Here is a 19,723-nt window from a genome sequence, read left to right as displayed (position 1 = left end):
ACGATTGGCATTGCCCGCCTCCGTAGCCTCAGTGAAGACCGCGTAGAGCGCGGCATGATAGGTCTCGGCGCGCCGCTGGGCCCGCGTCAGGTTGAGCGCGGAAGATTGCGCGGCGGAGAGTTCGGCGAAGCCGTCGACGGTCGCCGAAAGTTCGCGCGTCCCGAACGCGGCGACGGCGGCAAGCGCGCTGCCCATCACGGCCACGATCAGCGCGACCTTCCATGTCCCGCGGTTCCAATGCCCGACGCTAGGGATTAAGCGTTGGCAGAAAATTGGGACGGCTGCGATGATCCCGACAGGGCCGGCGCGGAACCGGTTGCTCGCCTCAGCCGTTGTCGGCCCATGCGGATCCGAGAAGAAAACCGAAACATGTTTCTGCTGTCGATAGTCACGCTGTGCTGCGGCGTCGTGGCTGGCACAGTTGCGCTGTTCGAGCTGACACTTGGGCCGGCTCCGGCACAGCAGATGGCCGAAAGGGCTGCTATCGACGTAACCGCGCCGACACCCGTTCGGGTGGTCGGGGCGCCGTTCGAGCCCAACGTCAATCCGCGGGAGCGATAGCGCTCACCCCGGCGAGACCTCCGTGCCCTCCTCGGGCCGGCTTTGGGCCCGCGCCAATTCTTCCACGAACGCGATCACTTCCGCCCGCCTGTCGGGCGGCAGCGACAGGAACGCGCGAACGAGCCTCAAGCCGTCCGCTTCGTCCGAATGGTCCGTTTTGGCATCCATTCCCCACTGTCAGGCGGGCGGGAAAAATATGCAATCCCCAACAAACACCTTCTTGATTCTGCTGGCCAGCTTTGCTGGAATAGCCCCAACAAAGGTGCACCATGAAGTGGATCAGGGAACGCGACGCGCTGATCGCGCAGACAATGGCCTTCGTCCAATCGGTAACCGGCAAAACGGATGACCTCCATCCACCGGCGATCCCGATGGCGGCAGCGGCCGCGTCGGTGGAGATCATCCCTCTCGAGACCGTCGTCGAGATCGAACCGCTTCGGCCCGCTCCGCCGGCGCAGCCCTCACCTGTCTTGACGCCGCGGGCGGCGCGCTCCGACGTCCGAGCCGAGATGCAGACCCGCATCGCCAATTTCCGCAAGCATCAGGAGCGGTTCGAGCGCGAGCGCGAGGAATATTGCACGGCCACCCTGACCAAACTGCGCGCCGCCATCCGCGACGTCTCTCCCCGTCCAGCGGCTGAAAAGTAAAGCCGGACCTCCTGTCGCGAGCCTACAGCCAGGACCACACCAGCCAGAGATTGGCCGCACAGGCGCCGAACAGCGCCAGCGTCAGGGGCAGCAGCATGTGCCCGCAGGAGGTTTTCAGGTCACTCGTCATGGCCGAAAACATCCGCTGATTCCGCCAAACGAGTCCCAGGGATTCTTTTTTTCAGGATTCAGGACTCGTTAAGGACTCAGGGTCCGGCGCCGCACATCACGGCTATGTGATCAACCGGCCGACGGGAACCCCTCCCCCGCAAAATCGTTATCGCGGTTTCCGGGAGCGGGAAGAATGCCTTACGCCCTGTTCTGCAACGATGCCCAGATCAGCAAGGCCTACCCTGATGAGTCCGATATCTGGAAGCTCGCGCAGCGGAGTGGCCTCGTCGTGGATGTCAGTGCCGACGACGATCGCCTCGGCCCGCGCCGGGTGCTAGACAATGATTACGAGATCAAGCCGTGCCAGGCCGCACAGGGCGAGGACCCCGCCAGGAACAAGGCCGAGGCCGATCGCCAGTCCAGGTTGGAACTTGAGCTGAATTCGTAGGATCCGACTGGACGCCTGAGAAAGTCAGAGCCGGGAAAAGTCTCAGGGCGTCGCGGTTGCCAGCGAGGCCTGCTCGCCCGCCAGGGCCACGCAGGCCTTCCGGCGATGCAGCCCACGGATCGCGCCGGTGACCTTCAGCACCTTGCCGAAGGAGCATGAGGCGTCCTTGACGAAGGCCACCTCATAGGGTGCCAGCATCAGAGGTTCGGATTTGAGGATTGTTTGGGCAGCGCACGGCAAACTGACGAAGCACGAGAGCACCACTGCCGACACCAAGATACGCATGTCCGTCGTCCCACCAACCCGGTAATTGTCATATAACGCGTTCCGGCGCGTGAGTTCCGTAAGCGGCAAAAATTATTTTTGCTTTACCCTCCGTGACGCGCGTGAGAAGGCGCACGCTGGAATGTTCGCCTGCAAATGACGCGCCAGATGGTTGATGCAATGCAAACAAAAGGCTGGCCCACGAGGGCCGGCAAACGAAAGGCCGGCGGGAGCCAGCCTTTGTCAGATCGTGGTCGTTGGTGACGCGTCAGTAGCGCGAGGCTGCCGGACCGCCCCAACCGAAGCGGTAGTTCACGCCGACCTTGACGGTATGCTCGTCGTCCCGGCCCCGGACGCCGATGATGTCGGGCGGACCGGAGGTGGAGGTGAAGGTCGTGCTGCCAAAGTTGTAGTATTGGTACTCGGCCTTGGCCGACCAGTTCGGCGCGAACATGTATTCGAGGCCGGCGCCGACGGTATAACCGTCCTTGCTGTTGCCTGTAGTGGTGAATGTCTGCGGCACGCCGGCGACGTTGACTCCGAGACCGCCATTGCGCCAGGCGTAACCGCCCTTGGCATAGAGCAGCGCCGGACCCCAGGTGTAGCCGATGCGGCCAGTCACCGAACCGATCTGGTCGGTATTGGACGTCACCTGCGAGCCCAGCGGGAACGTGACACCGTTATTGTTGGTCGGCAGCCATGAATACTGGGCCTCGATACCCACGACCCAGTTGGGCGCGAACTGGTAGTCGAAGCCGCCCTGCACGCCGCCCAGGAAGCGCGCGTCGCTCGACTGGAAGCTGCTGTCGCCGGCAAAGGCGCCGCCGACATGGCCGCCGATGTAGAAACCGGTCCAGTTGTAGATCACCTGCGGCGGCGTGTAGGCCGGAGCCTTGGTGTAGGTGCGGGCCTGCATATCCGCTGCTGCGGCCGGCGCGGCCAGCGCAAGCAGAGCGACTGCGCCCAGCAAAATCGTTTTCATGATCATCCCCGTTCTTTCATTAACGACACTCAGGAAACAACGTGGCGTGAATTGGGTTGCTTCGCGGCGATGCCGGAACGTTGATCGTTCGCAACTGTGACAGAGCAGCAACAACGCGACTTTGTTCCATCACGTAGCCTTGTACCGGCTGTTTTCCTAGCCTGCGCAAAGATCTGCGTAACAATTTGTCGCAAGGCGAAACCACCCCGTTCAAAGCTCGCCGAAATGTGATCCGGCAGCTCCGGCGGCCTCTGTCCTACCACCAGCCGATGAAGGCGGGCTTTGCGCTACCGCGTCATCTTTTCCAGTTCCGGAAAGGGTACGTAAACCGCGCCCGCGCACAGCTCGCTGGCGCGATCGACGACGCGGTCCCCCCGGCCGTTGACGAAAATGACGGCGCGTTCCCGCATGGCCTTGTAGGTGCCGTCGGTCTCGCGTGGGGTGAAGTGCAGGCAGCTGACATAGAACTGGCGGCCGCCGACCTCGCGCTGCAACGGCTCGGCCATGCTGGCGTCGCGCACGCCCACCGGGTTGTTCAGATAGCTGCGCATCAAGGCCAGCGTATCGCTGCGGAAATTGTCGGGAAACGGCTGCGGCCCGCCGGCCTGGGTCCCGTCCATCAGGGTTGGACGGTCACCGTCGCTGCCGAAACATGCCGCCAGCGCCAACGGCAATGCCAGGATCAATGCCAGGCGTACCGCTCGTTTCGCCAATTGCCCCACCGCTTACGCTCTCCGTTGAACCAGACCAGGAGCTGTTCTAGCCTCAAGATTGCGCGAAGGGAATTCGGTCCTGCTCGCACGTCCTGCCGCCACAAGCCTTGCCGCCAAGAGCCCTGCCGCCACAAGCCTTGCGGATAGCGCACCGGCCCGCCGCCGACGGCTGCGCTTTCGCGCAGGCGCCGAATCGACGGGCCGGCCTGAATTCCTCACGCGGCGACTGGGCAATGCTACGACGTCGCCGCGCCGGATCAGTCGTTAGCTGCGCTTGTCCATTGTCGCCGGCTTGATCACGTCCGGCTGCGTCTTCAGAGACTTCTTCGCCGCCAGATGCTTGTGGTGGTGGCGATGCGTGCGCACGGTCTTGTGCTCGTCCGGGGTGGCCGCGGCGTTGGCGTTCATCGCCTTCGACTTGGTATCCACCTTGGCGCCCGCCTTGATGTCGGAGACCTTGGCGTCCGCCTTGAGGCCGGCGTCGGGTTTCGCGGCGGTGGTCGACACCTTGGTCTGGCTCTGGTCCGCCTTGATCACCGGCGTGGTCGTGGTGGTCTTTCCGGCTTCGGTGGCGAAGGCCGGAGCTGCAATCACGGAAGCTGCGAGCAAGGCTGCGGAAATGGTCTTCAACATGGTTGGTCTCCTCTTGGAAGGATCTTGAGGCGGCACCCTCTCGCCTACCCTTCGATCATAGGTGAGAGCCTAGGCGGCGGGCGCTGAACCCAGTCTGAAGCCCTTTGCAGGTTTCCGTTCATCTCGATGACACGTTTGTCATCTGCGGCAGGGCGAATAGACCGGGGCGGCGGGGAATGTTTTTGCGCGCCGGGTGTTCCGGTCTCTGGGCAATCGTGTAGGATCGCCACGCTTCATACGGGAGAACTTAGATGCGCAAACTCTCAACGCTTCTTGTGCCGGGACTTGTCGCCATGACGTTGGCGGCCGGGCCGGCTCTGACCAGCGCCTATGCCGCAGGCAGCGACGAACCCTCGTCGCCGCCGAAGTCGGACACCTCGACCAAGAAGGGCAAGAAGAAGAGCTCCTCCGTCAGCGATCCGAAATTCCTTGCCGCGTACCGTACCGCCTACACCACGATCTACGACAATCACGACTACACGGGTGCGATCGGCCAGCTGAAGTCGCTCAAGCGCGACGACGTCGCCGACGTCGCCAATTTGATCGGCTATTCCTATCGCAAGATCGGCGACTACCAGTCGTCGAAGATCTATTACGAGCTGGCGCTGAAGGACGATCCGAACCACGTCCGCACCTGGCAGTATTACGGCCTCTGGCAGCTCGAGCAGGGCAACCGGGAGCAGGCGCAGTACCACTTGAACAAGATCGCCTCGCTCGCCGGCACCGACAGCTCCGAGTATCGCTCGCTTGCCACGGCGCTCGACAAGCCGACCGGCGCGACCCTCGTCTACTAAAGACGCCGCATCTTCGAATGAAGCAAATGGGCACAACCGCAGGGTTGTGCCCATTCTGCGTTCTCGGATAGCCTTCCGCACCAATCCTCCCCTCGCAAATTGGTGCGCAATGGACAAGTGGCTGCGATCCGCGATCGACTACATCGGCTCCTGGATCGAATTCCAACAAACGACGTTTCAACAGCCCGGCGTTATGGTCGCATTCGTCCATCGCGGCGAGGTGGTCGCCGAGCACGCGTTCGGCCTCGCCAATCTCGACACCGGCGAGAAGCTCACCCCGCGACACCGCTTTCGCATCGCCTCCCACTCCAAGAGTTTTACCTCGGCCGGCATCATGAAGCTGCGCGAGCAGCACAAGCTCCGGCTCGACGATCCCATCGGACAATATGTCGTCGGCCTGCATCCGCGCGTCGCCGAAACAACAATTGCGCAAGTGCTCTCGCACAGCGCGGGACTGACGCGCGACGGCGCCGATTCCAGCCAGTTCATCGACAACCGTCCCTATCTCAACGCCAAGGAGCTGGCGGCGGAATTGAAGCTGCCGACAGCGATCGAACCGGGCACGCGCTTCAAATATTCCAACCACGGCTTTGGCCTGATCGGTCTCCTCATCGAGGCCGTGACGAAGGAGCCCTACCCGGTCTGGATCAAGCGCGAGATCATCGAAGCCGCAGGCCTGCGCGAGACCGAGCCGGACGCGCCGCTTCCCAAGAGCGCGGCATTCGCGCGCGGTCACACCCGCAAGCTGCCGTACGGAGAGCGATGTGTAATCCCAGGCGACAATCCCGCGCACGCCATGGCATCGGCCGCCGGCTTCGTCGCGACCGCCGCCGAGACGGCGCGGTTTTTCGCGCAGCTCGCGCCCAATGCGAAAAAGAGCGTGCTATCGGTCGCGAGCCGCCGCGAGATGACGCGAAACCATTGGCGCGTGCCGCAGAGCTTCGAAGGTTACTACGGCCTCGGCGTCAACGCCGGCAAGACCGACGGCTGGGATTGGTTCGGCCATGGCGGCGGCTTTCAGGGCTACATCTCGCGGACCTGCTCCATCCCCGCTTGCGAGCTCGCGATCAGCATCCTCAGCAACTCCATCGACGGCGCGGCGCCGTTCTGGATGGACGGCGCGATGCAGATCCTGCACGTGTTTAAAACGCGCGGCGCACCCGACCGGCGCGTGCGCGACTGGACCGGGCGCTGGTGGACGATCTGGGGCGCGAGCGACCTCGTGCCTGCAGGCAACCGCGTGCTGGTCGCCAATCCCCAGTTCAACAACCCGTTCATGGACGCTGCCGAGATCGAGGTCACCGGCCGAGACACCGGCAAGCTTGCCTGGGCCGCCGGCTATTCCAGCCACGGCGAGCCCGTGCGGCGCATCCGCGACAAGCGCGGCAAGGTCAGCGACGTCTGGATTGCGGGCGCCAACCTCAAGCCGGCCAAGGTCGTGGCGCGTGAGATCGCGCGGAGATACAAGCCGAGCAAGCGACGGCCTACTCCCGAATGAGAGTCTCGACCTCGCTCCGCAACGCCTGCCGCGAGCCGTCGCGCGAATAGAACATGTGGCCGCCGGGATAGACGATGAATTTCACCCGCTGTGTCGCGAAGGCCGGCAACTGGTCGAGCACCCGCTTCGATCCGAAATAGGGCGTGGCGAGATCGAATAGGCCGTGCGCGACCAGCACGTTCAGCTTGGCATCCGTGGCAAGGATCTGGCGCAGCTCGGACACCGACTGCGGCGGGTTGATGCCGCGGCCGAAATCCCATTTGCCCTCGACGGCGCCGTTCAGGACCTCGTAGGAGCCGTCCGGCCGCCAGTTGAGTTTTCGCGTCAGGACGTCGACCGCGGCACTCGTCAGCGGCGCCTGCAGCGCATCGCCTGAGGGGTCGCCGAACCGAGAACTGCTCGAATCCGGGTAGGGATCGAAGCCGCGCACCGAGGCATCGTAGCGGCCCGTCACTTTGCCGCCTTTGCGATCGAACTCGCGGCGGAATTCCCCGACATCGAAGCGGCCGGCGAGCCGGCGGCTGACCGCCTGGTCGATACCGGTGAGCTCGGCGACCTTGTCGGCAAGACGGTTGGTGGCCTCCTTATCCACCTCGCCCTTGACGAGATCGGCCAGAAAGTCGCCGCGCGCGTAAGCCTCGACGTCGGCGAGATCGGCGCGCTTGACCGCCCCTTTGGCTTCGCGCGCCACCGCGACATAGCTCGGCAGCGTCGCGACATATTGCAGGAGGCTGGTGCCGGCGAACTCGCGGAAGTCCAGGAGCGGCGACACCAGGATCAATCCCCTGACGCCGACCCCATGCTGGAGCTGCAACTGGCGCACCACCTTCGGCCCGCGAATGCCGCCATAGCTCTCGCCCGCGACGTATTTCGGCGAAGTCAGCCGATCGTGCTTCTCCAGCCAGCGGCGGATCACAAGCGCGATCGCATTGACGTCGCCATCAACGGAGTAGAACGACTTGCGCGCATCCTCGCCGCTGGCGATGAAGCGGCTGTAGCCGGTGCTAACGGGATCGATGAAGACGAGATCGGTGAAATCGAGCCAGGTCTCCGCATTCGGCTTCACCTCGGGCGAGGCGGACGGCGACAGAGCTTCGCCATCCAGCGGTAGCCGCCACGGCCCGGCCGCGCCGAACTGGAGCCATGCCGAAGACGCACCGGGGCCGCCGTTGAACAGGAACATTACGGGGCGCGTCGCACGGTCGGCGCCGTCGAGCTCATAGGATGTATAGGCAATGTCGGCCAGCGGCTCGCCCTTGCCGTCGAACACGCGGATCGAACCAGCGGTCGCGGCGAAGTTGAGGGTACGGCCGGGAAGATCGAGCGTCTGCTTCGTGGTCGAATCCGAGGGGAGACGGTGCGGCTCGGCGGATGACGATGAATTCTGAGACGCGCTTTGTGCGCCGCCGCCGCGCCCGCCCTTTTGTCCGGCTGGCGCCGCGGTCTCGGCGCGCGGTTGCGGCGGATCATCCGCACGCGCAAATCCCGCAAGCGCGAAAGCCGACACCGCCAGTACCAAGGTCGCGCGGCGGAGCGCCGGCATATTCGTCGCCATGATCGTTCTCCCTGCCCGGCTGCGAGCATCGGTCCGGACCGCAAGGCTAGCGCGGAATTGCGACGGTTTGGGGGATCGTGGGTCCAGCGCTGCCTGGAGAGCCCGGTTGGGCGCAAATCGACCCGATTTTGTCCTCAGATCGGGATGGGCAGTTGCCGGTCTCCTTTGAAGGGCGGTCATCCTCGACAATCGAGGCCCAGGTCGTATAGACGAGCCCGGCGGAACTTTCTCCAGCGGCCCTGCCCCGGAAGCCATGACCAAGCCAGCGCGATACGACCGGATCGCCTTCGTCGCCAGCCCGAGCATCGAGGCGCAAGCGGCCTTCGGCGAGCTGACCAGGGATTATGGCAATTGCACCGTCGAGGAGGCGGACGTCGTGGTCGCACTTGGCGGCGACGGGCTCATGCTCCAGACGCTGCATCGGAACATGCGCTCGGGCAAACCGATCTACGGCATGCACCGCGGCACCGTCGGCTTCCTGATGAACGAGTACTCGACGGTCGATCTTCGGGCCCGTCTCGAGGCGGCGAAGGAATCCGAGATCAACCCGCTCCTGATGCGCGCGACCGACGCCAACGACCGCGTCCACCTGCATCACGCCATCAACGAGGTCGCCCTGTTCCGGCAGACCTACCAGGCCGCGCGCCTGCGGATCCTGATCGACGAGCGTGAACGCATGACCGAGCTGATCGCCGACGGCATCATGGTGGCAACACCGGCCGGCTCGACCGCCTACAATCTGTCCGCCCAGGGACCGATCCTGCCGATCAACGCTGCGCTGCTGGCGCTGACGCCGATCAGCGCCTTCCGCCCGCGCCGCTGGCGCGGCGCGCTGCTGCCGAACACGGCTTATGTCGTGATCGAGGTGCTGGAGGGCGACAAGCGCCCCGTGGCGGCGGTCGCCGACCATGACGAGGTCCGCGACGTCCGCCGCGTCGAGGTGCTGTCCGACAGGACCATCTCGATGCGCATGCTGTTTGACCCCGGTCACAGCCTGGAAGAGCGCATTCTGCGCGAGCAGTTCGGCTCCTGAGCGCCTCGTCAGACTGCCGATCGCAACCCTTCGTTAACCGTCGGCGCGATATGGTTAACGAAAGTTGACCGCTTCGGCCCGGGCTCCATGTTTCGCATCGATTTCAACAAACTGCGTTTCCTCATCTGCGACGACAATCCGCACATGCGCCGCATCCTGCGGACGCTGCTGCATTCCTTCGGCGCGCGCGAGGTCTACGAAGCCGAAGACGGCGCCACCGCGCTGGAAATGTACAGCCATTACGTGCCCGACATCGTCATCGCCGACTGGGCCATGCCGATCTTCGACGGGCTCGAGCTGGCGCAGATGATCCGGCAGCCGGAATCCAAGGGCAATCCCTACGCGCCGATCATCATGCTGACCGGCCATTCCGAGAAACGCCGCGTCACCGTGGCGCGCGACGCCGGCGTCACCGAATTCCTGGCCAAGCCGATCTCGGCGAAGGGGCTCTACCAGCGCATCCTCAACGTGGTCGCCAGTCCCCGCCCCTTCATCAAGACCAAGACCTATTTCGGCCCGGACCGGCGCCGCAACACCATCTCCGCTTATATGGGTCCCGAGCGCCGCGTCGGCGAAAAGCACGAGGTGCTGCAGCAGCCCTCGCTGCTCGACAAGGCCCGCTCCTCTATCTAGCGCAACGTCTCTCACGGTCGAGGCCGATATCATGGCGAAGAACAGCGCAAGGGACATCAAGGTCACGGCCTTCGCCACGCATCAAATCATCACGCAGCCCAACCCGCTGCGTACGGTCCTGCGCCGTGTCGAAGAGAAGGACATGGACGATCCGGTCGGCCGGGCCGAACAGGCGCTCGCGGGCCTCGCCAGCGAGTTCAAAGACTGGATGGTGACCGAGATCAACCGGCTGTCGGCCGCCTACGTCGCCATCCGGCACGACGGCTTCACCAAGGACAGGCGCGACGAGCTCTTTCGCGCCGCGCACGACGTCAAGGGCGATGCCGCGACCTTCGGCTATCCGGCGGCGGCGGGAATTGCCGAGAGCCTGTGCCGCGTCATCGAGCATGCGCCAGATCTCGAAAAGGTGCCGGCCGAGCTGTTCACGCACCACATCAACGCCATCCTCGCCATCGTGCACGAGAACACCAAGCTCGACCACATCAGCGTCTCCGCCGAGCTCAGCCGGCGCCTGCGCAAGGTCGCCGACGACTATCTCGCCCAGGTCAACCGCGACCGCCCCGAGCATCTCGAGGTAATCCTGGCGCCGAGCATCGCGCCGGCGGAGTAGCCATAGGCGTCGTTCCGGCGAAGGCCGGAACCCATGACTACCAGCGCAAATTATTGCAAAAGGCGGCGGCCATCTCGCTTCAATTGCGAGACCTCGCGGTATGGGCACCGGCCTTCGCCGGGGCGACACAAGCTACGATTCAGGCCGCGATCAGCTCGTCGTACCCCGGATCGACCGCCTCGTCCGCGACCAGCTCGTCGCAGAACAGCCTTGCCTCCTCGCGCGCGGATTCGGTGGCGAAGCGGCGCAGCAGGACCATCAGCGGCTCGGTGGCGCCGCGGTCGGTCTCGCAATGGGTGAGCACGCGCTCGACCATGCGCCGGCGCAGCCGCGCCGCGTTGTCGTCGCTGTCGACAAAGCCTTGCTCGTGGCAGGCATCGAGCGCGACCTGGAATGCGGCAAACGTCGCCTCGGGAAGCCCGGCGCGGCGGAGCAACGCGTGCAGGCTGTTGCCACCACGATCGTGCAGCAGTGCGGTCACGCGCGCCAGCGGCAGATCGGCGAGTTCAGCCAGCGCCGCGTCGAACAAGTCGAGATTGCTCGACAGCAGAGCGCGCAGAACAAGACCCGCGGTGAGCTGGCCCGTGATGCGCAGGTGCCGGACAAGCCCCTGCATGTCCTCGCCGCGCGAGCGCGCCGCGATGTTCATGGTGGAGCGGTCACGCGCCTCGGTCGCGATGCGCTCGGCGCGGTCGGCACTCAGCCAGTTCCGGGCCACGACGAATTGCGCCAGCGACTCGGAGAGTTTCGCCACCAGCGCGGCGCGCGTGGCGGACGGCATATCCTCTAGCACCAGCATCGCCTCGCGGATCGCGGCGAGATGGCCGTGACGTTCGACGATGCGATCCCAGGAGAACGGCGCAAGCTCGGCATGAGGATTTTCGATCAGCTCGAGCGCTGCCGCCGCGCAGCCGACTTCGGCGATGGCGGCGCAGACCGATACCGGCAGCGCGATGCGGCGGGCGACCGCGCACTGCACTTCGTCGTTGCCGGTCGCGACGATGTCGACGAGATCGGCGTCGATCAGCAACGGAGAATGTTCGAGCACGGGCAGCGCGACGGTCGGCTGGTCCGCCGACAGCGCCCGCACGATTGCGGCCGGCGCCTCGGTGCTGCGTGCAAACGCCTCGGCCATCGCCTGCCGCACCAGCGGCGAGGGATCGTCGAGCAGCATCAGAAGCGCGCCTTCGGCGGCAACCCGGTCGTCACGGGAAAGGTCTGAGATCAGCCAGGCCCGGGCCAACGCCCGTGTCGCCTCGGCCCGCTCGCCGGCGGGCGCCGTCCTGATCCAATTGATGAACTGCCGAACGATCATGTTGCTTCCGGCTTAACGCAACGAAGACGAAGCGGTGACGGCTTGTCACCTGCAACACAAAATAAACCACGACGCTTAACAAAGCGTTCACCATAACCGTTTGGTTTTATTGACGTTTTGTTAATGGAACCGAAGCGCTTCGACAGCCGTCTGTGCGGCATGGGTCCCGGCTCTGCGGCGCATCGCTTACGCGTTGCGCCTTGTGCGGGACACGAGTGCAGATATTAGCTCGAGAACGTGCCGCTGCGATCGCTGAAGAGATCAAGCGGCTGCGGCGGCCGAACGTCGGGCGTTGCCGATGCGCCCGAGGTCGCGGGTGCGACCGAATTGAGCGAGGCATTGTTGCCCCACAATTTCTGCACGGTCGTCGAGACCGGCTGCGTTGCATCGCCGGGCTGATAGAGCGATCGAAACACTGGCGTGCTCGGCGCATTGTCCGCGACCGTCGTTGGCGCCATGGCGCTCGCCGGCGTCATCGCGCGTGTGTTTGGAAAGGTCTGGAGATAGGCGGCGTTGTCGATCACCGGCGCGACGGGCTGCACGCCGTTGGCGCTTGCGACCTGCGTGGTCGACGGCGTGTCGCCATACGCCGCCATCGCGCTGCGGGTCGATTTCGAATTTGCAGCGCCGGCATAGCGTGCATCCAGCACCGAATAGACCTCGGAGACGCTGCGGGCGCGGCCGTCCTTGGCGTAGAAGATCGAGCGGTTGGCCGATGCCGCATTGGGAAACAACCGCGCGCCAACGGCTTGCGGATTGTCCTCGGCATTGGCGATCAGCTTTGCGGCGCCGCCGACGCCCATGAAATGGGCCATGTAGAGTTCGCTGTCGCTCGGCCTGCGGCCAAGCAGTCCAGTAAGCTTGAAGCTGTTCGACTGCGTCAGCGCAGCCGCCATGCTGGATGCGGCCTCCGGATCGTCGCGCAGCTTCATGATCGATCGCTTCATCGCGGGATCATCGACGGTGTAGGTGCCCGACGAGGTCCTGGTGATGGCGTCGGAATAATTGCCATAGCCGAGCTGGGCGCCCGCCTCCTTCACCGTGCCGAGCCAGGTCTGGTCGATGAACTGGTAGAGCCCATGCGCCGACGATGTGGTGGCACCGGCGCTCGGATCGAAATCCGATTCCATCTTGGCGGTGGTCAGCATGTATTGGAAGCTGACGCCCGCGACGTTCGAGGCCTGCTTGATCGCACCGGCGACGCGTGCCCGCGACGGATCGAGAACCGCGGTCTGCGAGCCACTGGAATTGTCGACCGACATGATGAAGGGCCCGCCCCGCGCGGCGTTGAGCGGCGCCGGCAATTCGGCGCCCTGTCGTCTCACCGTGGGACAGGTATGGTTAATGCGGGGTTAATTCGGCCGCCAGCCCCGCCTCCGCATGACGGCAGGACTATTTCTTGTAGACCGCGTCCGGATCGAACAGCCGCTCCGCATCGACGAAGACGAGCTTGGCGCCGCCGTCTTCGGCCTCGACCTTGCGATAGAAACAGGAGCGTCGGCCGGTGTGACACGCCGCGCCGATCTGCTCGACACGGAGCCAGACCGCGTCCTGGTCGCAATCGGTACGCATCTCGACCACGCGCTGGGTCTGACCCGACGTCTCACCTTTTCGCCACAAGGCATTGCGCGAGCGGCTGAAGTACCAGGCTTCGCCGGTCGCGATGGTCTTGCGCAACGCTTCGAGGTTCATGTGCGCGACCATCAGCACGTCGCTGGTCGCGACGTCGGTCGCGACGACGGTCACGAGGCCAGCAGCGTCGAACAGGGGCTGGAAGGACAGCCCTTCCTCGGTCTCATGGGAGTGAGCGGACACAACGCCCTCGCCGGTCAATTTCGCAAGGTCAGCGCGTGCCTCGCACCAGGGACAGGAAACGAGCCTGCTCCGCCGGATTGTCGCGGAACATGCCGGTGAAGCGGCTGGTGAAGGTGGAGGCGCCATGCTTGGCGACGCCGCGCACCGACATGCAGGTATGCTCAGCCTCGATCAGCACGGCAACGCCGCGCGGCTTGAGGACCTCGTCGATCGCCGCAGCGATCTGCGCGGTCATGTGCTCCTGGGTCTGGAGCCGGCGGGCGAAGATGTCGGTAAGGCGCGCAAGCTTCGACAGGCCGACCACGCGTTCCACCGGCGTGTAGGCGATGTGCGCCTTGCCGTAGAACGGCATCATGTGGTGCTCGCACTGCGAGGTGAACTCGATGTCGCGCACCAGCACGAAATCGTCATACCCGGCGGTCTCGCCGAAGGTCCGATCGAGCACCTCGGCCGGGCACTGGTGGTAGCCCTGGTAGAGCTCGTCGAAAGCCTCGACCACGCGGCGCGGTGTGTCGAGCAGGCCCTCGCGGTTGGTGTTCTCGCCAATATAAGCGAGCAGCGTCTTCACCGCCTGCTCGGCCTCGGCGCGCGCCGGGCGCGGCTGGTCGGCGCGGACGGCAGCCGCGAGGAATTCGGAAGGATCAAGCTCTGCCGGGCGGCTCTCGGGCTGCCGATCGGAGGGCTTGCTGGGGCGGATGGATTTGATTGTAGCGTCCATGTCTACTCCGTTCGACGGCCTTGCGGCCGGAGTGTCACCGGCAGACGGGGCGGCGAAGCCGCCGGACGCCTGTAGAGAACAGCTTTGACGAAAAAGGTCCTTGGGTCATCACGCTGGCAGCGCAGATCTGAAAGACCGCCAGCGCACCGCTGGGCTGTTTTTCCGCCAGTTCCAGCACTATATAGGGCCATGGACGCCGCCCGCCAAGGCCGATCGGGTGAGGAAGTGCTGGACTCCATCACATGCTGAACGACATCTATAACAAGCGGATCATCGAACTAGCCGGGAATATTCCGCGACTCGGGCGGTTGTCGGATCCCGATGCCACCGCGACCGCCCACTCCAAGCTGTGCGGCTCGACCGTGAAAATCGACCTCAAGATGGAGGGCGACAAGGTCACCGACTTCGCCCATGACGTGAAGGCCTGCGCGCTGGGCCAGGCCTCTTCATCCATCATGGCAAGTCAGATCGTCGGATCGACTGCGAGCGAACTCCGTGAGTTACGCGAAACTGTTCGCAAGATGCTGAAGGAGAACGGCGCGCCTCCTGAAGGCAAATGGGAAGAGATCAAATTCCTTGAGCCGGTCCGCGACTACAAGGCGCGCCACGCCTCGACGCTCCTGACCTTCGATGCGGTGGTCGATGCCATCGGTCAGGTCGAGGCCAAGGCCAAGCAGCCGGCTCCGGCGCAAGGCTGACTCCGGGCGACCCCGGAAACGAAATCGGACATTCGAGGCTACTTCTGCGACGCCGTGCCCGGCTTGGCTACGCCGCCCGTCGGCACCAGGGCTTCCGCCGTCTTGGTCGACTTGGCAGGCTGCTCCGATTCCGCGCCGAACCTCGCCTGCGTCTTCGGTGCAAGCTCCGCCATTGCCGGCGCTGAGATGTCCACATGCGGCAGCACGTCGGCCACGAGATCAGTGGTCACAAGATTGGTGAGCTTGAGCTCGCCTGCGTCGAGCTCGTGTAAATCTTCCCACGGCGGGACGCTGAGCGCGAGCGACAGCAGATCGCCGGCACCGCCCATGTCGAATGTGTATTTGGCGAGCCGACCGATGTCGCGCTCCACGATCATCAGGTCCTGCGCGCTGTAGCTCGCCGCCCTGGCATCGTCGGCGCGATCGCCCATCCAGATCTGGTGGACCCGGACATGGGCCGCGTCCGGCACGTAGCGCTTCTTGCCGGCCAGCAGCAGGAACACGCACATGGATTCGCAATAGGCCTCAGGCGCGACCGCCGGACGGGCCGACTGGCCGCCGCGGTTCTGAACGCTGATGCCGACCGTGGTCAAAAGTCCGAGATTGCGGAAGCGCCGGCCGAGCGTGATCGCGTCGTTGACGGAACCGCCGCTGGAATCGAGCACCACAGTGGCGCCGCCGAGCTGGCGTCCGCGAGAAAATTCCTCGAAATCCCTAGGCGTATCAGCGGTGATGATGCCGGTCGCGCTGACCCATCCGCGGCAATTCGGCTCGCAGGCGATCCAGCCAAACTTCATTGGCAGCTTGCGCTCTTCGAGGGCAACACCGGCTCGGGCCGACGACCCGAATGTGGCGATGGCGCCAGCCAGTATGACCCCACAGGCAGCGGCTCCCACCAGCAACCAGCCGCGAAGATTGAGCGCCTTCAGAAATTTCAAACCGGTCCCTTCCCCAAGGCTCCTAAAGCGATTCAGGTAAGCCCTGCTCCGACGTTCCAATGAGTCTCACATGAACGTCACAAAAATGGTATCCGGGGGAATACAGATCGTCCACCGGTACTTGCTGCACTGCTCCCAAAAAGCACGTAAAATGTGGCGTACAAACAACAGCTTACAGTTCCCTGCATCGGAACCGCGCAAAACCTCGCTCACGATCGCGGCAAAGCGCCCATGAAGCATTCAGCCTGCGAGCACTGTTCCACTCCCGTCGCGGGCGCGTTCCGGCTACCGCGCAGATTCGGCCGCGCTCTGATCTGGCTGTATCGCCACACGCTCTCGCCGCTGGTTGGCTACAATTGCCGGCACCTGCCGACCTGCTCCATCTATGGCGACGAGGCGATCGAACGGTTCGGGCTCTGGGCTGGCGGCTGGATGACGCTCGCTCGCCTGCTCCGCTGCAACCCATTTGGTACCTCGGGCATCGACAACGTGCCCCTTACCGCACCACAAAGCGCGCGCTGGTATTTGCCGTGGCGTTACGCCCGCTGGCGCGGCGTCAACGCCCCCTAAGCAGGATGGAACGCTGCCTTAAGTGGAACCGGAATGCTCCGTTCGCGTTGATGTGATGCTCCCACGGGAGGAAACAACAATGCGCTGGAAAATCAGCCCTCATTCTCGCTTCAGCCTTGGGCTTGGTTCCCGGGGTGGTTCGAGAGGCCACGACCCCAGAACCCTCGACATAATCGCCATCATCGCCCTGCTGGTGCTCGTCGTCGGCTCCGGCTGGTACTTGGCGACGAGTATTGCAACGCCGCCCAGCACGACGGCGTTCATCGTGCCGAGCCAGAGCGTTCACTGGTAATCAGCGGGGCCAGAAAAAGCGTCCGGGCGGTGGTGGGATCGGCTCCGGCGGACGTGGCCGCTTCGGACGCGGCGGTTTCGTCGATGGCTCTGCGGATGAGGTCGTCTCCGCATCCGGCACTGTGTCGCTTCCCGGTACCCTCACCGACAGCAGCAAGTTCGATTCATGCATGCGCCAGCGATAGCCGACGCCGAAATCGATCGGCTGGGCGCGCGTGAACAGGTTGGCGTAGCGCTCCTGATAGCGACCGGGAAATTCGCTGATCGGCCCGAGGTAGCGGCCGAACGGGAAGAACCGCCATTGCCGCGCGTTGTAGCTGGAAAGCGGAATGCCGGAATCGTCCTGGATGATGGTCGCGCTGTTGGCAAGCAGCCAGTCGCGCGCGACGGTGAAATTGCCGGAGTGCAGGAGATAGGACGCGCTCTTGATCAGGCTGTTGCCGGGCCCGAGCGTCTCGCAGAACTTCAGGAAGCCCGCCGCGCGTGCACCTGAATTGGAGAGATCGGTCGAAAAATAATACAGGGTGCGCGCTTCGCCGTCGCTGCCGACGAAGGTGATGCGGGCGCCGCGCGTCGCGTTCGGTCCTGGATTGTCGTTGCCGACATGCATCCCGCCCTTGTCGTCGAGCGCGACCATCTCGACATTGCGGATGGTCTTGCCGGACCGGACCAGGAAGACATAGAGGATCGGCAAGGTGCCGTTGACCTGGTTGGTGTGCAGGTCGACTTTCATTTGCTTGGTGATGAAGAAGGAAAAATTCAGGATCGAGCCGAGCGATCGCTCGACATTGTAGAGCGCGGCGCCCACCGAACCGCGCGGCAGCCGCGTCAGGTCGGGCACCGCACCGACCGGCTCCAGCGCGCCGAGAACGTAGGTGCTGGCCTTCGAATAAAAGGCGTTGGCATAGAGGAAGTCGGGGCCGCTGAACAAATAGAACATGGTCGGCCTGGGTGCCGCCAGATTGACGTCAGCCCAGTTGCGGATCTTCGCGAGCTGACGCTGATCGAGCTGCGCGAAGGCGCCGTCGAAGAACTTTGCGTGGCGCTGCCAGCCCAGGTCCTTCGTGAGCGGCACCAGCGGCGAATCCGCCGAAGGCTGCATGCCCGCAAGGAAGCGCGCGGCATCGTCGAAGGTTGCGTCGGCCGCACGCGCGGACGAAACGGCCGCAGCCAGCAAGGCGAGAGCGACGGCCGCAATTCTCATGGGTCGAAACATGTCGATTCGCGATGTGATGACGTGCCAGCGGCGACCGGCCGCCTGCGGAAAACAGCATAAATCAACAGGCCCGAGAGCATGACGAGCATCCCCGACAGCGACTGCACGGGCCGCTCGGTCAACAAATAGTACATCATGAACGCGGTCACGAGCAGGAAAACGAGCGGCGTGAACGGGTATCCCCAGGCGCGATAGGGCCGCGGCAAATCGGGATCGGTGATGCGCAGCTTGATGACGCCGGCGACCGTGAAGAACGAGCAGAACAGCAGCGCGAACTGGATGAAGTCGAGCACCGCCTCGAAACTGCGCGTGAACAGCAGCAGATTGGCGACGGCGAGCTGAAACAGGATGGCATAGGCCGGCGCGCCGCTCGTCGACTTGCGGGAGAACACACGCAGCGCCGGAATGTCCTCGCCCATCGTCATCATCACGCGCGGGCCGATCCACATCATCGCGCTGATCGAGGAGATCAGGCCGAAGCAGATCATCGCGCCGACGATCCGGCCGCCAAGGTTGCCGAAGATCGCGCTGCCAGCGACGCTGGCGACGTCGAGCTGACCCGCGAGCGCGCCGACCGGCGTAGAATAGAGAAACACCGCATTCAGCGCGACGTACAGCACGAGCACGATCAGCGTGCCCGCGAGCAGTGCACGCGGCAGGTCCCGCTGCGGCATGTTCATTTCGCCGATGATGTAGGTCGCGGCATTCCAGCCCGAAAACGAGTACATCACAAACACAAGCCCGATCGCGAAGGGGGCGCTGACGATGTGTGCGAGGTCACCAGCCTGCGGGGTGAAGGCGATTGGCTGCGGGGTGCCAATGATGAAGCCGGCAACCAGGAAGGCCACGATCAGTACGACCTTCAGGATGGTCGAGATCAACTGGAAGGTCGAGGAGTGCCTGACGCCGGTCAGTTGCACGAGCGAGACCAGCCACACCACGGCGATGGCAAGCGGGATCGGCGGCACACCGGGCACGACCGATTTGGCGTATTCGCCGAACGCCATTGCGGCGAGCGCGACGGGCGCTGCAAAGCCAACCGTCGCCGACACCCAGCCCGCGAGAAAGCCGAAGGCGGGGTGATAGGTGCGGCCGAGGAAATTGTATTCGCCGCTGGAGCGCGGAAACATCGCGCCGAGTTCGCTGTAGGCGAACACCCCGCACAGCGCGACAATGCCGCCGATGGTCCACAGCAAGAGGATCGAGAAGCCCGAGGGGATGTCCTTGACCTGAAAGCCGAGGCTGGTGAAGACGCCGACCCCGATCATGTCGGCAACGACGATGGCGGTTGCGACCAGAACGGAGACTCCCGACCCGCTTCCGGTCAGCCGGCCGGTCCAGGCCGCGGTACCCGCATCTGATGCCGTCATCGGGGTCCTCAACCTCAGGCGTCATGCCTCGTGGGAAGCATCGTGCAGTTCGAGCCAGTCAATTCAAGCAGGGTTAACAAGGGTTAAATGAGGCGGGCTAAATCGGTACTCCGGCACCCTTGCTGCGCGGTCTTGGCCAATAAACCTGCGCAAACACCGGGACGTCCCGTCTCCCTTCCCCACAATCGCGACACGATTACGTGGTCCTTTTGAGCGTTCCGGATGTGGGGAAGTTTCTCCGGACACTTAACGTCGCCTAAACGCCCATCGGCTCAGTTGTCTTAATGATTGCCGATGGACTTGTGGTCAT

At 64.2% G+C, this 19,723-nt stretch carries 24 protein-coding genes; 11 read left to right on the top strand and 13 right to left on the bottom strand.

What is annotated here, in order from left to right; genetic code table 11:
- The first annotated feature begins 369 nt into the window (after window positions 1–369).
- Window positions 370–561 (top strand): hypothetical protein, encoded by a 192-nt coding sequence (locus IVB27_RS10260; protein WP_247443354.1) that lies wholly within the window; start codon window positions 370–372, stop codon window positions 559–561.
- Window positions 562–564: 3 nt separating this feature from the next.
- On the opposite strand, the gene IVB27_RS10255 is transcribed toward IVB27_RS10260, so the two are convergent.
- Complete coding sequence (locus IVB27_RS10255; RefSeq protein ID WP_247443351.1) at window positions 565–729, bottom strand: hypothetical protein; 165 nt, start codon at window positions 727–729, stop codon at window positions 565–567.
- A 101-nt stretch (window positions 730–830) separates the two neighbouring features.
- On the opposite strand from IVB27_RS10255, the gene IVB27_RS10250 reads away from it, so the two are divergent.
- Both IVB27_RS10250 and IVB27_RS10245 read left to right on the top strand, forming a co-directional pair.
- Window positions 831–1,208, top strand: a complete 378-nt coding sequence (locus IVB27_RS10250; RefSeq protein ID WP_247443350.1) for a hypothetical protein — start codon at window positions 831–833, stop codon at window positions 1,206–1,208.
- A gap of 304 nt (window positions 1,209–1,512) precedes the next feature.
- Window positions 1,513–1,767 (top strand): hypothetical protein, encoded by a 255-nt coding sequence (locus tag IVB27_RS10245; RefSeq protein ID WP_247353201.1) that lies wholly within the window; start codon window positions 1,513–1,515, stop codon window positions 1,765–1,767.
- 42 nt (window positions 1,768–1,809) lie between these two features.
- On the opposite strand, the gene IVB27_RS43250 is transcribed toward IVB27_RS10245, so the two are convergent.
- The 4 genes from IVB27_RS43250 to IVB27_RS10225 all read right to left on the bottom strand — a co-directional run bounded on the left by IVB27_RS43250 (window position 1,810) and on the right by IVB27_RS10225 (window position 4,359).
- Window positions 1,810–2,052 carry a hypothetical protein gene (locus IVB27_RS43250; RefSeq protein WP_345946858.1) on the bottom strand — a complete coding sequence of 81 codons (243 nt, stop codon included), beginning with the start codon at window positions 2,050–2,052 and terminating at the stop codon, window positions 1,810–1,812.
- Window positions 2,053–2,299: 247 nt separating this feature from the next.
- On the bottom strand, window positions 2,300–3,013 hold the full coding sequence (locus tag IVB27_RS10235; RefSeq protein ID WP_247443348.1) for an outer membrane protein: 714 nt from the start codon (window positions 3,011–3,013) through the stop codon (window positions 2,300–2,302).
- A 287-nt stretch (window positions 3,014–3,300) separates the two neighbouring features.
- Window positions 3,301–3,735 (bottom strand): hypothetical protein, encoded by a 435-nt coding sequence (locus IVB27_RS10230; RefSeq protein ID WP_247443347.1) that lies wholly within the window; start codon window positions 3,733–3,735, stop codon window positions 3,301–3,303.
- 255 nt (window positions 3,736–3,990) lie between these two features.
- On the bottom strand, window positions 3,991–4,359 hold the full coding sequence (locus IVB27_RS10225; RefSeq protein WP_247443346.1) for a His-rich protein BRANT: 369 nt from the start codon (window positions 4,357–4,359) through the stop codon (window positions 3,991–3,993).
- A 251-nt stretch (window positions 4,360–4,610) separates the two neighbouring features.
- Between IVB27_RS10225 and IVB27_RS10220 the strand changes: the two genes are divergently transcribed.
- On the top strand, window positions 4,611–5,153 hold the full coding sequence (locus IVB27_RS10220) for a tetratricopeptide repeat protein (protein ID WP_247353193.1): 543 nt from the start codon (window positions 4,611–4,613) through the stop codon (window positions 5,151–5,153).
- Window positions 5,154–5,262: 109 nt separating this feature from the next.
- Window positions 5,263–6,651, top strand: a complete 1,389-nt coding sequence (locus tag IVB27_RS10215; RefSeq protein WP_247443344.1) for a serine hydrolase domain-containing protein — start codon at window positions 5,263–5,265, stop codon at window positions 6,649–6,651.
- On the opposite strand, the gene IVB27_RS10210 is transcribed toward IVB27_RS10215, so the two are convergent.
- The gene (locus IVB27_RS10210; RefSeq protein WP_247443343.1) at window positions 6,638–8,206 is read right to left on the bottom strand and encodes a S10 family peptidase; all 1,569 of its coding nucleotides are present in this window, start codon (window positions 8,204–8,206) and stop codon (window positions 6,638–6,640) included. The two genes, IVB27_RS10215 and IVB27_RS10210, sit on opposite strands and share 14 nt — an antisense overlap.
- Window positions 8,207–8,459: 253 nt before the next feature.
- On the opposite strand from IVB27_RS10210, the gene IVB27_RS10205 reads away from it, so the two are divergent.
- The 3 genes from IVB27_RS10205 (at window position 8,460) to IVB27_RS10195 (ending at window position 10,482) form a co-directional block, all read left to right on the top strand.
- Window positions 8,460–9,239 carry an NAD kinase gene (locus IVB27_RS10205; protein WP_247443341.1) on the top strand — a complete coding sequence of 260 codons (780 nt, stop codon included), beginning with the start codon at window positions 8,460–8,462 and terminating at the stop codon, window positions 9,237–9,239.
- An 87-nt stretch (window positions 9,240–9,326) separates the two neighbouring features.
- The gene (locus IVB27_RS10200; RefSeq protein WP_247353187.1) at window positions 9,327–9,872 is read left to right on the top strand and encodes a response regulator; all 546 of its coding nucleotides are present in this window, start codon (window positions 9,327–9,329) and stop codon (window positions 9,870–9,872) included.
- Window positions 9,873–9,903: 31 nt separating this feature from the next.
- The gene (locus IVB27_RS10195) at window positions 9,904–10,482 is read left to right on the top strand and encodes an Hpt domain-containing protein (RefSeq protein ID WP_247353185.1); all 579 of its coding nucleotides are present in this window, start codon (window positions 9,904–9,906) and stop codon (window positions 10,480–10,482) included.
- A gap of 139 nt (window positions 10,483–10,621) precedes the next feature.
- On the opposite strand, the gene IVB27_RS10190 is transcribed toward IVB27_RS10195, so the two are convergent.
- The 4 genes from IVB27_RS10190 to folE all read right to left on the bottom strand — a co-directional run bounded on the left by IVB27_RS10190 (window position 10,622) and on the right by folE (window position 14,330).
- Complete coding sequence (locus IVB27_RS10190) at window positions 10,622–11,797, bottom strand: DUF2336 domain-containing protein (RefSeq protein ID WP_247443339.1); 1,176 nt, start codon at window positions 11,795–11,797, stop codon at window positions 10,622–10,624.
- Between the two features lie 224 nt (window positions 11,798–12,021).
- Window positions 12,022–13,101, bottom strand: coding sequence for a lytic transglycosylase domain-containing protein (locus IVB27_RS10185; RefSeq protein WP_247443410.1), 1,080 nt, complete (start codon window positions 13,099–13,101; stop codon window positions 12,022–12,024).
- An 88-nt stretch (window positions 13,102–13,189) separates the two neighbouring features.
- Window positions 13,190–13,612, bottom strand: a complete 423-nt coding sequence (gene hisI, locus IVB27_RS10180; RefSeq protein ID WP_247443337.1) for a phosphoribosyl-AMP cyclohydrolase — start codon at window positions 13,610–13,612, stop codon at window positions 13,190–13,192.
- A 28-nt stretch (window positions 13,613–13,640) separates the two neighbouring features.
- Entirely contained in the window at window positions 13,641–14,330 is a 690-nt protein-coding gene (gene folE / locus IVB27_RS10175) for a GTP cyclohydrolase I FolE (protein WP_247353176.1), read from the bottom strand.
- Window positions 14,331–14,572: 242 nt separating this feature from the next.
- On the opposite strand from folE, the gene IVB27_RS10170 reads away from it, so the two are divergent.
- Window positions 14,573–15,028: an iron-sulfur cluster assembly scaffold protein gene (locus IVB27_RS10170; RefSeq protein ID WP_247443333.1), complete on the top strand. Its 456-nt coding sequence runs from the start codon at window positions 14,573–14,575 to the stop codon at window positions 15,026–15,028.
- 38 nt (window positions 15,029–15,066) lie between these two features.
- Here IVB27_RS10170 and IVB27_RS10165 read toward each other — a convergent pair whose 3' ends face one another.
- On the bottom strand, window positions 15,067–15,966 hold the full coding sequence (locus IVB27_RS10165; protein WP_247443329.1) for a COG3904 family protein: 900 nt from the start codon (window positions 15,964–15,966) through the stop codon (window positions 15,067–15,069).
- A gap of 231 nt (window positions 15,967–16,197) precedes the next feature.
- Here IVB27_RS10165 and yidD point away from each other — a divergent pair, with 231 nt between their 5' ends.
- A complete protein-coding gene (gene yidD / locus IVB27_RS10160; protein WP_247443327.1) occupies window positions 16,198–16,536 on the top strand; it encodes a membrane protein insertion efficiency factor YidD in 339 nt (112 codons plus the stop codon).
- Between the two features lie 79 nt (window positions 16,537–16,615).
- The gene (locus IVB27_RS10155; RefSeq protein ID WP_247443325.1) at window positions 16,616–16,828 is read left to right on the top strand and encodes a hypothetical protein; all 213 of its coding nucleotides are present in this window, start codon (window positions 16,616–16,618) and stop codon (window positions 16,826–16,828) included.
- On the opposite strand, the gene IVB27_RS10150 is transcribed toward IVB27_RS10155, so the two are convergent.
- Window positions 16,829–18,043, bottom strand: coding sequence for a hypothetical protein (locus IVB27_RS10150; RefSeq protein WP_247443323.1), 1,215 nt, complete (start codon window positions 18,041–18,043; stop codon window positions 16,829–16,831). It lies immediately after the preceding gene.
- Window positions 18,028–19,413 carry an APC family permease gene (locus IVB27_RS10145; protein WP_247443321.1) on the bottom strand — a complete coding sequence of 462 codons (1,386 nt, stop codon included), beginning with the start codon at window positions 19,411–19,413 and terminating at the stop codon, window positions 18,028–18,030. The genes IVB27_RS10150 and IVB27_RS10145 overlap by 16 nt, the downstream gene beginning before the upstream one ends.
- Window positions 19,414–19,723: the final 310 nt, after the last annotated feature.

It is taken from the genome of Bradyrhizobium sp. 197, from assembly GCF_023073375.1.
GTDB lineage: Bacteria > Pseudomonadota > Alphaproteobacteria > Rhizobiales > Xanthobacteraceae > Bradyrhizobium.
Note: the sequence above shows the minus strand (reverse complement) of the source record. Positions and strands in the feature narration are given on the sequence as shown.

Excerpts from the sequence above, each read along its gene's own strand:
- IVB27_RS10260 (WP_247443354.1), top strand. The coding sequence starts at position 370 with ATGTTTCTGCTGTCGATAGTCACGCTGTGCTGCGGCGTCGTGGCTGGC.
- IVB27_RS10255 (WP_247443351.1), bottom strand. The coding sequence starts at position 729 with ATGGATGCCAAAACGGACCATTCGGACGAAGCGGACGGCTTGAGGCTC.
- IVB27_RS10250 (WP_247443350.1), top strand. The coding sequence starts at position 831 with ATGAAGTGGATCAGGGAACGCGACGCGCTGATCGCGCAGACAATGGCC.
- IVB27_RS10245 (WP_247353201.1), top strand. The coding sequence starts at position 1,513 with ATGCCTTACGCCCTGTTCTGCAACGATGCCCAGATCAGCAAGGCCTAC.
- IVB27_RS43250 (WP_345946858.1), bottom strand. The coding sequence starts at position 2,052 with ATGCGTATCTTGGTGTCGGCAGTGGTGCTCTCGTGCTTCGTCAGTTTG.
- IVB27_RS10235 (WP_247443348.1), bottom strand. The coding sequence starts at position 3,013 with ATGAAAACGATTTTGCTGGGCGCAGTCGCTCTGCTTGCGCTGGCCGCG.
- IVB27_RS10225 (WP_247443346.1), bottom strand. The coding sequence starts at position 4,359 with ATGTTGAAGACCATTTCCGCAGCCTTGCTCGCAGCTTCCGTGATTGCA.
- IVB27_RS10220 (WP_247353193.1), top strand. The coding sequence starts at position 4,611 with ATGCGCAAACTCTCAACGCTTCTTGTGCCGGGACTTGTCGCCATGACG.
- IVB27_RS10215 (WP_247443344.1), top strand. The coding sequence starts at position 5,263 with ATGGACAAGTGGCTGCGATCCGCGATCGACTACATCGGCTCCTGGATC.
- IVB27_RS10210 (WP_247443343.1), bottom strand. The coding sequence starts at position 8,206 with ATGGCGACGAATATGCCGGCGCTCCGCCGCGCGACCTTGGTACTGGCG.
- IVB27_RS10205 (WP_247443341.1), top strand. The coding sequence starts at position 8,460 with ATGACCAAGCCAGCGCGATACGACCGGATCGCCTTCGTCGCCAGCCCG.
- IVB27_RS10200 (WP_247353187.1), top strand. The coding sequence starts at position 9,327 with ATGTTTCGCATCGATTTCAACAAACTGCGTTTCCTCATCTGCGACGAC.
- IVB27_RS10195 (WP_247353185.1), top strand. The coding sequence starts at position 9,904 with ATGGCGAAGAACAGCGCAAGGGACATCAAGGTCACGGCCTTCGCCACG.
- IVB27_RS10190 (WP_247443339.1), bottom strand. The coding sequence starts at position 11,797 with ATGATCGTTCGGCAGTTCATCAATTGGATCAGGACGGCGCCCGCCGGC.
- folE (WP_247353176.1), bottom strand. The coding sequence starts at position 14,330 with ATGGACGCTACAATCAAATCCATCCGCCCCAGCAAGCCCTCCGATCGG.
- IVB27_RS10170 (WP_247443333.1), top strand. The coding sequence starts at position 14,573 with ATGCTGAACGACATCTATAACAAGCGGATCATCGAACTAGCCGGGAAT.
- yidD (WP_247443327.1), top strand. The coding sequence starts at position 16,198 with ATGAAGCATTCAGCCTGCGAGCACTGTTCCACTCCCGTCGCGGGCGCG.
- IVB27_RS10155 (WP_247443325.1), top strand. The coding sequence starts at position 16,616 with ATGCGCTGGAAAATCAGCCCTCATTCTCGCTTCAGCCTTGGGCTTGGT.
- IVB27_RS10150 (WP_247443323.1), bottom strand. The coding sequence starts at position 18,043 with ATGTTTCGACCCATGAGAATTGCGGCCGTCGCTCTCGCCTTGCTGGCT.
- IVB27_RS10145 (WP_247443321.1), bottom strand. The coding sequence starts at position 19,413 with ATGACGGCATCAGATGCGGGTACCGCGGCCTGGACCGGCCGGCTGACC.